The sequence below is a fragment of the Fulvimarina endophytica genome (assembly GCF_003403015.1).
GTDB classification, from domain to species: Bacteria; Pseudomonadota; Alphaproteobacteria; order Rhizobiales; family Rhizobiaceae; genus Fulvimarina; species Fulvimarina endophytica.
This window is the reverse complement of sequence record NZ_QURL01000005.1, coordinates 40,223-52,367: the sequence shown is the minus strand read 5'-3', so window position 1 is coordinate 52,367 and position 12,145 is coordinate 40,223. Positions and strand designations below refer to the sequence as shown.

The 12,145-nt window shown below is 65.1% G+C and carries 10 protein-coding genes and 1 pseudogene; 3 read left to right on the top strand and 8 right to left on the bottom strand.

What is annotated here, in order from left to right; translation table 11 throughout:
• The first annotated feature begins 20 nt into the window (after positions 1-20).
• Together DYI37_RS12320 and DYI37_RS12315 are read left to right on the top strand one after the other, a co-directional pair.
• Entirely contained in the window at positions 21-995 is a 975-nt protein-coding gene (locus DYI37_RS12320; protein ID WP_116683569.1) for an NAD-dependent epimerase/dehydratase family protein, read from the top strand.
• Positions 996-1,032: 37 nt separating this feature from the next.
• On the top strand, positions 1,033-2,418 hold the full coding sequence (locus DYI37_RS12315) for a four-carbon acid sugar kinase family protein (protein ID WP_116683568.1): 1,386 nt from the start codon (positions 1,033-1,035) through the stop codon (positions 2,416-2,418).
• An 88-nt stretch (positions 2,419-2,506) separates the two neighbouring features.
• On the opposite strand, the gene DYI37_RS12310 is transcribed toward DYI37_RS12315, so the two are convergent.
• Genes DYI37_RS12310 through DYI37_RS12290 form a run of 5 tightly spaced genes read right to left on the bottom strand, consistent with a single transcriptional unit; the run spans position 2,507 to position 5,501 of the window.
• A complete protein-coding gene (locus tag DYI37_RS12310; protein ID WP_116683567.1) occupies positions 2,507-3,412 on the bottom strand; it encodes an MBL fold metallo-hydrolase in 906 nt (301 codons plus the stop codon).
• Between the two features lie 43 nt (positions 3,413-3,455).
• Positions 3,456-4,256, bottom strand: a complete 801-nt coding sequence (locus tag DYI37_RS12305; RefSeq protein ID WP_116683566.1) for a sulfite exporter TauE/SafE family protein — start codon at positions 4,254-4,256, stop codon at positions 3,456-3,458.
• A complete protein-coding gene (locus tag DYI37_RS12300; protein ID WP_116683565.1) occupies positions 4,253-4,711 on the bottom strand; it encodes a YeeE/YedE family protein in 459 nt (152 codons plus the stop codon). Before DYI37_RS12300 ends, DYI37_RS12305 begins: the two co-directional genes overlap by 4 nt.
• A 3-nt stretch (positions 4,712-4,714) precedes the next feature.
• Positions 4,715-5,140, bottom strand: coding sequence for a YeeE/YedE family protein (locus tag DYI37_RS12295; RefSeq protein WP_116683564.1), 426 nt, complete (start codon positions 5,138-5,140; stop codon positions 4,715-4,717).
• A 13-nt stretch (positions 5,141-5,153) separates the two neighbouring features.
• Entirely contained in the window at positions 5,154-5,501 is a 348-nt protein-coding gene (locus tag DYI37_RS12290) for an ArsR/SmtB family transcription factor (protein WP_116683563.1), read from the bottom strand.
• Between the two features lie 460 nt (positions 5,502-5,961).
• Here DYI37_RS12290 and DYI37_RS20435 point away from each other — a divergent pair.
• A pseudogene (locus DYI37_RS20435) lies at positions 5,962-6,075 on the top strand (diacylglycerol kinase); the annotation flags it as partial.
• 128 nt (positions 6,076-6,203) lie between these two features.
• Here the strand turns inward: DYI37_RS20435 and mbfA are convergent.
• The 3 genes from mbfA to DYI37_RS12270 all read right to left on the bottom strand — a co-directional run bounded on the left by mbfA (position 6,204) and on the right by DYI37_RS12270 (position 12,033).
• Positions 6,204-7,181 carry an iron exporter MbfA gene (gene mbfA, locus DYI37_RS12280; protein ID WP_116683562.1) on the bottom strand — a complete coding sequence of 326 codons (978 nt, stop codon included), beginning with the start codon at positions 7,179-7,181 and terminating at the stop codon, positions 6,204-6,206.
• Between the two features lie 269 nt (positions 7,182-7,450).
• On the bottom strand, positions 7,451-7,648 hold the full coding sequence (locus DYI37_RS12275; protein WP_147307927.1) for a hypothetical protein: 198 nt from the start codon (positions 7,646-7,648) through the stop codon (positions 7,451-7,453).
• 485 nt (positions 7,649-8,133) lie between these two features.
• The gene (locus tag DYI37_RS12270) at positions 8,134-12,033 is read right to left on the bottom strand and encodes an ATP-binding protein (RefSeq protein WP_116683560.1); all 3,900 of its coding nucleotides are present in this window, start codon (positions 12,031-12,033) and stop codon (positions 8,134-8,136) included.
• Between the last annotated feature and the right edge of the window lie 112 nt (positions 12,034-12,145).

Genomic DNA, 12,145 nt, shown 5'->3' with positions numbered 1-12,145 from the left:
CCAAGTCCAAAGGAAACTCAATGTCCATCGCAATCTTCGGCGGCCTCGGCCATGTCGGATCGTGGGTCGCCCACGAACTCGCGTCGCGGGGCCAGGACGTCGTCATCTTCGATGCCGGTTCCGGTGACTATGCCGCCCTCGGCCTCGATCATCTGGTGGCGGTCTCCGACAGGCTCACCTTCGAGCCGGTCGACGTCCTCGACGTTCACACGCTGTTCGAGCGGGTGAGGGCGCATCAGGGCCGTATCGAGGCGATCGTCTGGGGCGTCGCCGTGATCGCCGGCCCGACCTTCGCGCAGCGCCCGTTCCGCAACATCCAGATCAACACCGTCGGCATGCTGAATGCGCTGGAAGTCGCGCGCATCTTCGAGATCGGGACGCTCCTGAACCTCAGTTCCGGCGCGGTCTATGGCGATCTGCCGGGCGGACAGACCGAGGATCTGCCGGCCAAGGCGACCGATCTCTACGGCGCGACGAAGGTCGCCAACGAGACGCTCGCGCTGCAATACGGCGAGACATACGGCATCGACGTGCGCAATGCGCGCCTCTACTTCGTCTATGGTCCGGGCCGGATGCCCTCGCGGATGCATCCGCTCTACAGGGCGATGTTCGGCGCTCTGGAAGGTCTGAGGGACGTCGCCTCGCCCTCCGGCGGCGACCAGGCTCTCGACTGGACCCATGTGCGCGATACGGCAAGGGGGATCGTGGCCCTGCTCGATGCCCGGGATGTTTCGGGCGAGGCGTTCAACATCTCGTCGGGCGTCGCGATCAACCATCGCGACATCATGCGGGCCGCCGCCCGGATTGCCGGCGGTGACCACGGCATGTCGATCGGACCCGGCTCCTACTTTTCGCGCGGCGCTCCGCTCGATATCTCGAAAGCCAGGACGCGCCTGAATTTCACGCCGCGCTTCACGCAGATCGAGGAGGGCTTGCAGGACTATGCCGAGTGGATCGGCCGCCGGCACCAGGCCAGCCGGTCCCAAGGCGCCTGACCCTTCCAAGACACAACGGCAACCGGACCCGAATCTCATGACCCGATCTCTTCCGAACGGCGTTCTTCTCGCCTTCTACGGTGACGACTTCACCGGTTCGACCGACGCGATGGAAGTGACGGCGCTCGCCGGACTGAAGACCGTGCTCTTCACCGCGACGCCGGACGATGCGGCTCTGGAGCGATTCAAAGACTATCCGGTCGTGGGCATCGCGGGGACCGCCCGCTCCAAGGGCCCGGACTGGATGGAGGCCCATCTGCCAGCCGTCTTCGAGCGTCTGGCGGCGCTCCAGCCCCGGCTCATCCAATACAAGGTCTGCTCGACCTTCGACTCCTCACCCGAGACGGGCTCGATCGGCAAGGCGATCGATATCGGATGCGGGGTGTGCGAGGCGACCTGGGCGCCTTCGATCGTGGGTGCGCCTCACCTTGGTCGCTGGCAGGTGTTCGGCAACCTGTTCGCCGCGACCGGCGGCGAGCATTTCCGCATCGATCGCCATCCGTCGATGTCGCGCCATCCGGTCACCCCGATGACCGAGGGCGACCTCACGCGCCATCTCGCAAAGCAGACCGAGCGAGCCATCGTCTCGATCGACGTGGCGATGATGGCATCCGGTCACGCGGATGCGGCCGCCGACAAGGCATTGTCCGAGGGGTCCGTCGCCTTCATCGATGTCGTCCACGACGCTTCGCAGGAAGAGGCGGGGCGGCTCGTTTGGCAGCGCGCGAACGGCAAGGTCTTCAGCGCCTCGTCGTCAGGCCTGCAATACGCCCTCGTCGCCCACTGGCGCGCGGACGGCATCCTTTCGAGCAGGGCGCCCGCATTTCCGCCCGTCGCGCCGGTGGAGAAGCTTCTCGTCCTGTCGGGCAGCTGCTCGGTGGTGACCGCCCAGCAGATCGAACGAGCGGAAAAGGCGGGGTTCGCTTCGATCCGCCTCGATGTCTTGGCGGCTGCGGATCCCGACCGCGTCGCGGGCGAGATCGAGCGGATCGGCAGGGACGTCCGCGCCGCGTTCGAAGACCATGACGGGGTTCTCGTCTACGCGGCCCGTACGGTCGACGATCCGGCCTTCGCAAATCTGCAGAAGGAATACGGCTCCGACCGGGAGACCTTCACGAAGGCGCAGGACGACATCGGACTGGCCCTCGGGCGTCTTGCGGCGGATCTCGTTCCTCGGCTGGACCTTCGCCGCATCGTCGTCGCCGGCGGGGATACCGCGGGCCGGGTTCTGGAAACGGTCCCGGTCACGGCCCTCGAGGTCGCCCACCCCCTCGGCAAGGGCGCCCCGATCTGCCGGTGCCACGGCAGCAAGCCTGCCTTCGACGGACTGCAGGTGGTTCTGAAGGGTGGCCAACTCGGCGGCCCGGATCTCTTCGTCGAGGCCCTGAGGGGAGCCGAGCCGGCACCGAACCCCCGTCAGTAAGCGATTTTCGCTCCGTTCGTTTCGCCCGCGCGGGCGGCTGCGACGACGTCCTTTGCGCTATGCATGGTCATGGTTCTCTCCGTTGCCCTCACCAGGCCGCACCCTCGAGCGCGTCGAGCGGGATCTTCAGATAGCGCCGGCCGTCATCCTCGGCTTCCGGCAGGCGGCCGCCCCGGATGTTCACCTGGAGCGAATGGAGGATGAGGTTCGGCATCGAGAGTTCCTGGTCGCGGTCCTCGCGGAGCGTGACGAAGTCTTCGAGGGTTGGCGCCTTCACGAGATGGATGTTCGTGCGGCGTTGCTCGTCGACGGTCGATTCCCAGGCCGGCTCGCGCCCACCCGGCTGGTAGTCGTGGCCGGTGAAGACGCGGGTGTCGCCCGGCAGGGCGAGGATGCGCTGGATGCTGTCCCAGAGCGCCGCAGCGCTGCCGCCGGGAAAATCGGCTCGCGCCGTGCCCCCGTCAGGCATGAACAGCGTATCGTGGACGAAGACGGCATCGCCGATGCGGTAGGCGATCGAGGCCAGCGTGTGCCCCGGCGTGAACAGGACCTCGACCTCGAGATTGCCGATCCGGAAACGCTCGCCGTCCGCGAAAAGGCGGCTCCACTGCGAACCGTCGGCGGGGCAGCAGCCCTCGATGTGATAGATGCCCTGCCAGAGCTTCTGGACCCCGCGCACCTTCTCGCCGATCGCCGTCGGGGCTCCGGTGCGGTCGTTGAGGTAGCCCGCCGCCGAGAAGTGGTCGGCATGCGGATGAGTGTCGAGGATCCATTCGAGGCGCAGGCCCTCCCGCTCAATGAAGGCGAGGATCTCGTCGGCCGAGGTCGTGGCGGTCGCTCCCGACTTCGGGTCGAAGTCGAGGACGGGGTCGATGATGGCACAGGCGCGCGTCTCGGGGTCGGCGACGACGTACTGGACGCTGGACGTGCGCTTGTCGAAGAAGCCGGTGACGACGGGTGTGCCGGCGAGGCGGGCAGGTGTCTGGGACGACATGGTGGTTCTCCTGACGGTGGGCGTGGGTTTCGAATTCCGAGGATCAGGCGACTAGAGCGCGGAACCCCTTGGCGAGGATGAAGAGGCCGACCGCGACGACGAGGCCGGCAAAGGCGAGGCCGAGCGCCTGCTTTTGGCTGGCGAGGCGCGCGCCGAGCGCGGACCCTGCGAAGCCCCCGACGAGACCGCCAGCGACGAAGAGGGCGGCGACGGGCCAGTCCACGAGCCCGGAGACGGCGTAGCTTCCTGCGGTCGCCGCGCCGAAGGCGGCGACGCCGACGAGCGAGGTGCCGATGGCGTAGGCGAGCGGCATGCCGGTCGCCAGCACGAGGCCCGGCACGATCAGGAAGCCGCCGCCGATCCCGAAGAAGCCCGAGAACAGGCCGACCGCGAACCCGATGCCGATCAGCATCGGCAGGAGGCGGGTGGCGCTCTCCCTCGTCAGCCTGACGGCGGGATCGCCCGCCATGTCCCGGCGGCGCATCATGGCGAGGCCGACGCCGACCATGACGAGGCCGAAGAGGGCGAGGAGGCGCTCGCCATCGACGGCCTTGGCCGCCGCCGCGCCCGCCAGAGAGCCGGCGACCCCGGCGAGGGCGAAGACGGTGGCGCAGCGCCACTTCACCCGCCCGGCTCTCGCATGGGGAACGAGGTTGCCGAGCGCGCTGGCCGCGACCGCGACCGCGCTCGTTCCGATCGCCACATGCGGCGAGGCGATGCCGACGACGTAGACGAGAAGCGGGACCGCAAGGATCGAGCCGCCCCCGCCGAAGAGACCGAGGACGAGGCCGACGAGGCTTCCCGAGCCTGTCGCGGCGGCGAGCATGGCGGGAGCGGCGGTCATGCGTCCGCCTCCCGGCCCGACGCGACCGACGACGTCGCGGCGTTCCGATCAAGCGTCAGGCGGAAAAGGAGCATGCCGGCGACCATCGCCGCGACGAAGACGAGCGCCGGCGTGAGGTTCAAGCCGATCGCGACGAGCGCGGGACCGGGGCAGAGGCCGACGAGACCCCAGCCAAGGCCGAAGATCGCAGCGCCCGACAGAAGCCGGGCGTCGATGTCGCGACGCGTCGGGATCTCGAAGCGCGGGGCGGCCAGCGGACGCCCCATGTGCCGGGCGAGAGCGAAGGCGGGCGCGGAAACGAGGATTGCGCCGCCCATCACGAAAGCAAGGCTCGGGTCCCAGTTCCCGAACACGTCGAGAAAGCCGAGGACCTTTTCGGGAACGACCATCTGCGAGACGACGAGCCCGATGCCGAAGACGAGACCGGACAGGAGGGCGAGGAGAATGCGGGCCATGGGTCAGGCTCCGAGGATGTGGCGGACGACGAAGACGGTGGCGCCGGCGCTCGCCATGAATGTGAGCGTCGCGGCGATCGAGCGGCCCGATCCGCGGCCGATGCCGCAGACGCCATGGCCGCTGGTGCAGCCCGAGCCGAGGCGCGTGCCGAAGCCGACGAGGACGCCGGCGAATGCTACGAGAGGAAGCGTCGCCTCGACGCGCACGGCCGGCAGGGCATAGCCGGCGAGCGCCAGAACGGGGACGGCGCAAAGCAGCCCGGCGAGAAAGGCGAGGCGCCATCCGGTCTCGGCCTTGGCGGGCTTCAGGGCCCCGTCGAGAATGCCGCTGATGCCGGCGATGCGTCCGTTCGCAAGCAGGAGGATCGCGGCGGAAAGACCGATCAGGAGGCCGCCTGCGAGGGCGGATACGGGGGTGAACTGGTCCATGGTGGAAGCGGCCTCAAAGAACGGTTGCCGGCGAGGCGGCGGCAGTGGCGGGCGCATCCTGCGGCGGGCAGAAAAGCCCCTGAAGCGTCCCGAACAACGCTTCGATCCGGGGATCGGCTATGCGGTACCAGAGCGTCTGGCTCTCGCGCCGATAGGCGACGATGCCCTGCTCGCGCAGCACGGTGAGGTGCTGGGAAAGCGCCGACTGTGACAGGCCGACGGCCTCTGCGAGCGTGCCGACATTCGCCTCGCCCATGTCGAGAAGCCTGCAAAGCAGCATCAGACGCTTCTCGTTGGCGACCGCCTTCAAGATCGTGGCGACCTCGTTCGCCTTGGCTTCGAATTCCTGCATGCCGTCCATGAGCGCCTCCTTGTGTGAGAGAAATCTAATTTAGTATTTGCTAATATTCAAGACTGTCTGTCGGACAGGTCAGCAATTTTTCTTGGGTCGGATCGGCCTCTTCGCCGACGGGAGTCCGAAGCGCCGCCATCCATCGGCTTGCTATGGATGCGGGGGATTTCCGGAGAGCGATGAATGGCTGTCGGCCGTGCCTCCGACGTGCCCGCGATCTTTGTCCCGCCGGATCAGTTTGAGGTGTCGCCGGCGAAGCTGGCGTTAGCACCGCATGAGCTCGGCATGGCTCGCATGCGCCTCGCATCGTGTCCGCCAAACGGTTCGGCACCCCATGCGCCGCCAGGGTGCCCGTCGACATCCTGACAGACACGCGATGCCTCGCGACCTCCGCCGGCCTGGAATTGATACGGACGGCAGGGCGGGCGAACTGCTTCTCGCGCCATGAGCGTCAGCTGCCACCGAAGCCCTGAACACGGCGATCGAGACGATCGTCGATCATCTCTCGAAAAAATGGAGTCTCTTTGCGAAGAGGGCGAGGGACCTCGGTTCGGCCGCCGTCTTCTTTCTCCTCGGCGCCAATGGCCTCGTTGTGACGCTGCGCTGGCTCGACCGCTCCGGAGCGTACCGAACCGTGTCGGCGGGGCGTTCTGACAGGTTCCGAGAAGTTCCAGCCGTTTTCGAGATCCCGTCACTTCAACGAGCCCGCACTCAGCCTCCGCCGATCAGGATGCCGGCAGCCAAAACGAGTGCACCGCCCACCACAACCTGCACGGTGGCCCTGAGAACCGGGGTCTCCATGAAACGATTCTGGATCCAGACAATCGCCCATAGCTCGAGAAACACGACGAAGAACGCCACGAACGTCGCGACCCAGAAGTCCGGAATGAGATAGGGAAGTGCATGTCCCAGTCCTCCGACGGTCGTCATCGATCCGGAAGCGAGGCCCCGCTTGAGCGGGGAGCCGCGACCCGACAACTTGCCGTCGTCATGGGCTGCTTCCGTAAAGCCCATCGAAATCCCGGCGCCGACGGCCGCCGCGAGACCGACCAGCAAGGTCGTCTGCGGATCGCGTGTCGCAAAGGCCGTCGCGAAGATCGGCGCGAGGGTCGAGACCGATCCGTCCATCAAGCCAGCCAGTCCCGGCTGAATATAGGTGAGGATCATCTGGCGCCGCGCCGTCGTCGCCTCCTCCTTGCGAACGTCGTCGGTGACTGTGCTGTCGGCGAGGTCGTGGGCGCGGCTCCGATGCTTGCGCTCGGCCGTCTCCAGATCGACGAGAAGGCGACGCGTTCCGGTATCGCTCGTCCGCTTGGCTGCTTCGCCGTAGAAGCGCGCAGCGTCCTTTTCCATGCGTTCCGCCTCGGCGCGAATGCGCTCGATCGACAGATTGGCGATGAGCCAGACCGGCCGGCGGGACACATAGTCCGCGACATGCTCGCGCCGGATCAGCGGGATCGTCGGGCCGAACCGACGCTCGTGTTCGGCGATCAATGCCCACCGATGGCCTTGTTCCTCCCGCTCCATCTCGCGAAAGATCTCCGCCGAAGCCGGATAGTCGGCCTCCAGCCTCTCGGCATAGCTCCCGTAAATCCGTCCGTCGTCTTCTTCTGCCGAGATCGCCAGAGCGAGGATCTCTCGCTCCGACAGGTCGGAGAACCGGCGACGTCCAGAGAGCGATGACAACATCGGTCAAACCTCCGAATGGGGAGAACGCAGCGACACGCCTGCCCGGAAGGAATCGTTCCCGGCCCATCCGTCGGCGTCCGTCACCGATAATTCGATCGTCATCGGCGAATTTCGAGGGTGTTACCGATACGAAGAGTTCCGGCCACGCGGCCGCGAGCCTCGGCATTAGCATGGCGTTCGCGGCGCGTCAGCGAGGCAGCATGTCGACTCGGAACAGCATCCGAGGATCGCGGCAAGGGGGAGGCAGCGATCAGGTCGTTAATGCCCGATCACTCTGGGAGCGCTTCCGGCGTCACCGCCTCGTGGATGCGAACGCCCGAGCGCAGCGTTTGTACGCGATCGAGGACGTGGACGCGCCTGGCGTCCCCGAAGTCCCGCCGCGGCAGACGGATCTGCGTATTCAACGAGGCGACATCGTGACCTGCTTCGGCGAGGATGGAGGTCAAAGTCTCGATGCAGCTATCCATACCATGGCTGATCTTGCCCCTGGGCGCCAAAGATGCCGACATGTTCCGTTCTCGAGTAGACCCCCACCCGCCGGGAAGGCGGGTGGGCTTATGCGTCTGGCTCCCGAAGAGTCCGTCCAATTTGATCGAAAAAGGCGGACTTCGTGTCGTTCGGGCGATCTATGCGTCGCGTCTCGACGGATAGACCCGCTGTGTCGGAATCACCAAAGTTGTAAAAACGCATCCCTTCAAAACACTGAATAATATAAGGGTTTCAGAACTACGGCAAAACTGAAACCAAAGTTGGGATGTGCACAAAATCAAAGTTGTAAGCGGTGCCGCCTCCCGTGTAGGAAAAAATTCCGAAGAGCAGTTAAAGTATCATGGAATGTTCGTCGATCGTGCGAGGACGCTTTGCCAACCGTTTCTTGAGATCCGCGAGCCTTAAAGAGGCATTCGAATGCCCCTCGCGTTCTCGTTGGCCATGCTGATTGGTCGTCGACCAGTCAACCGGCGTCGTATAACACACCCACGATTTGACGTGCGCTCACCATGAGGGGAATGTCTCGCGATCCAGCGGCCATCTCAGTCGCGACAACCAGAGATCCCCCGAACCCGCCGATTGTCTCGAACTGCCTAAGATGCGATAGCGACCCTGGCAGTCGCGATCCGACGCGTTTGATGATGTTCTTCCCGTCGTCGAGCATCACCGCGACGAACTTCCCCTCGTACCGATCGAGGTCGGCTGAGGAAAGTTCGGCGCCGCCGAGGACTATCTGACCCGGCAACACCAGCGGTACGGCACTCTCCTCCTTAACTCGGTAGGCAATCTGCACGCGTCGGAGCTCGGGCACGTTGTCAACCGGGGCTGCCTCGTTGCGCGCGCCCTCCGGCGGTGGCATATCAGTGAACATCGCGCCAACGATCCGGTGCAGACGAACCTTGCTCTCGTCGAAGGTCATGGTGGCGCGGCTTCGCCGCGGATCCGGCATCTGCGCGGACAGAGACACACCCGTGCCGCCAGACGCCTTCACCATGCGCCGCGCCATCAACTGACCCTTGGTCTTCGCCACGACCAGGTTTTGGTCGCGGCCCGGATAAGGCTCGGCCTCCACGATCACAACCGATCCAGACGGGACAGCAAAGCCGAGTGAATCTCCGCGGACGTAGAACAGAGCCTTTCCGTCGAACCAGCTCCCATCAATCGTTTCGGTGGGGGCGTCTTGCGATCCCTCGGGACCGAAGCTTGCAGAGAAGGCCGCGAGGTCGGGACATACAAACACGGAGAACGTCGGTCGGGGCATAGATGGGAACGAAACAATCGGTCCGGCGCCGCCTTCGAACGCATCCAAGGGCTCGCGCCACCTATGCAGCCGGAACTGCTCGTGTACCTTCTCCACCTCGGTTCTCAGTCGCTGAAAGTCGTCACGCACCGACAAGACGTCAGTGTAGCCGATCGAAACCTTGTCGTGGTGGGACTGGTTGAGGATCCGACGCGGAGTTGCGCCTTCAGCGAGAGCCGGATCCTTCGCGAACCGGCGCACGACGGGATGGGTGAATAGCTCGTCATTTCCCGACGCGACAAGAGAGCGCAGACGGTCCACGAGCGTGGCCAGCGTCGGAGCCCTCGTTGCCCCCGCGTGCGCGGGATGAACCGCATTGTCAAATAGGTCGCCGAGCCTGACCTCAACAAACACCCGCAGATCGGAAGCGTAGTCCTGTGCGTCGCGTGCTGAGTCCGGGTTGGAATCGAAGGCCTGCCGTTTTCGATCGACCTCTTCAATTGCCGGCGAAAGGGCGACGGTGAGCCTGTTCGCGTTCACTGGATGAACTGATAGATGTTGAACGAGATCTTCGCTGCGGCACTCGGCAACCAGTGAGCGGGCGAACTTGCGGTCGTGCGTCGTCACGAGGATCTGCGCGCCGTCTGCGGCGAGCGAGGACAGGCCCCGTGCTAAGCGTTCCTTGTTATCGTTGTCGAGAAGTTCCTGCGGATCGTCGAGGCAGAGGAGCGTCAAGCCGCCGCGCGTCGCCAGAACGTGCTCACGAAAAGCTATAAAGAACCCGAGGATCGCAGCACGAAGCGACGACGCGTTGGAGACGTGTTGGGCGGGCGCAGTGACACCAAGACGTCCCGCCTGCAACGCTAGGATTCCGCTTGCGTCCATCCTCGTGTCCGCAAGTGAGGGCGAGAAGGTCGTTGGGTCCATGAAGAACTTGCGGCGCCAGTAATCCGCACGCTGATGTAGCCGCTCGCGCAAGAGATCGACCTGCGCCTGTGCCAGGCCGCCGAGCGGCACGAGTTCCGCGAGAGCTGTTGCTGTACGTTCGCAGGTTGCGATTCTGCCGCGTTTCGCTTCGTGTCTCTCCTGAATCCTTGCTAGCCGGTCGACAAGACCGATTGCCGAAGTGAGTGGGCCGGCGTTTCGCACCATGTCCCTTAGAGCGGTCAGTCGCTGGCCGATCGCTTTTGATGGGTCGTCCGCGCGCTCAGTTCCATCGCGTATGGCGATACAGGCCGAACGAACGGCGGCCGTGTTGGTCGCAAGCCAGTTCGCGAAGGCCATAGCACGTACGATCGCGTCGACTGTCTTCTGCAACGTCGTTGCGCGGCTCGCCACCGCTTTCGGCAGCAGGCACTGCTTAGGCTCGACGAACTGCGGAAGCGCCTCCAAGCATTCCTCGACTAGGCCTGCGTTGTCTGTCCGCAGCGAGGAAAGGACTCCCCGGAAGCCATCGGTCGCGAACAACTCGTCGACGAAGCCCATGCGGAGGAGTTCTATGGGTGAGGCTGGGAGGGACTTCTTCGCCTCAGATGCAAATGCCTCCGGCAGCCTGTCTGCTAGCGCACCCCGCCAGTATTCACCCCAGTCGGCCACGGCATGGGATAGGAACTCGCGTTCCGCTTTCGCAAGATGCGATCCTACTGCCGCGCCGCTCTCAGGATCGATGACGCCGTCGAGCGACCGGATGCAAACGGGACAGGTGTCACCGGCATGCCCGTGCTCGCGCATCCACGAGGAGACGCGGGCGTAAAGCTGTGCTCTTCGTGCGCGGTCCGGACTCGCTGCCATTTCGTCTATGGCTCTTGCCTGGTCTTCCAGCTTTGAAAGCAGAGCCAGCGTTTCGTTCCGTGCCGCCTCGTTGACCTTAAGGGACGACAGTCGCTTGATGGAGGGGAGGTCCGCGAACCTGGCAACCTGGTCGGCTGCCGGGCCCACATCCTTCTCGAGCCCGTCCCGGTCCGCCTTGCTCTCGGGATCAAATTCATAGCCGAGGACACTGCGGGCGTTCGCGAAGGCAGTCGCCTTTAGTGAACCAAAGAACTCAGCGGCTGCCGTAAGACGATCCCGGGCGTCGGCGTCGGCCGGCTGCGAAATGCCTCCCCATCGCCGCATCGGGGGCGACCCTTCGATAATCCTGTCAAGGTCGCTCGCGGACTCGGCATGGAGCTGGTCGATCTCTCCCAGCTCCTGAGACAGCTCCTTGACCATCCTCCTGCTGATACGGTCTGCGGCCTTCCCCGCATGCTTGGAGAGGTCAACGAGCGATGCGAGGCCGGTGAGGCGCGCGACTGCCTCTCCTAGCTCCGAGGCATTACCGACTGCCAAGTGCGGTATGAGGGCCGGCATCACCGTCGGGATGCGCCAGGCCACAGGGTCGAGGCCAACCGCCTCGAGGTCGGGCTTCACCTCGACGAGCTTACCGCGGGAGTTGCGCGTCTGCGCCCTCAGCAAGGGCGCGAGGACCTCGCCGTCCGCATTTGCAAACGTTACTTCGACCCATGTGTCGGCGGGTAGGGGAGCCCCGTCGGCGGGCAGGGTGTCCGCGGCCCTCGGCATCGGGGTGACCGACGAACACTCGTGTGTAGTGGTCGTCCCGCCGCGGTCGACCTCGCAGGGGTATTCGGCCGTCCCGGGCCCCGGCTGTCGCTGAGAGCGGATCAGGTGTCCTGTTAGGCACCACATGACGGCGTTGGCGATCGATGTCTTGCCTGATCCGTTGATGCCCTCGATCAGCGTGACCCGCTTTTCGGGTTCGAACACGAAGTGGGTCGCGTCGTCGGAGCAGCCGAACGCGTGAAGGCCCGCAAACCGATGTGCGCGGACCCTGACGAGCGTGAGGAGCTTCGCGGGGCGGGCTGTCGCGGCGGTTCGTTCGGCTCGCACAGGCGGCGGGGGCGCACCCACTGCGTCCACGATCGCTTCCATATCGTCGCCCCGCAGGTTGCCTGACCACCTGTCCACGTTGCTGCGATACCATTCCAGGACCGAGCGTGGGTCGTTGTCGAGCGACAGCGTTTGGCCGTCCTCCAGGGCCACAGTCCGGCCGCCGATCAGGTCGTCCAGCAACGTCTCGATCGTGAGTAGGTGCAGGCCGCCTACGGGCTGCCGGACGTCATTCATGCGAATCACCCTTTCGGGCGGCATTTTCTGCTTTGGGTTGTGGCGTGTCTACCGCGCGAACTGTTACCCAGACCCAACTGGAAAGCGGGAGAGGCCAGAAGAGCTTCACCAT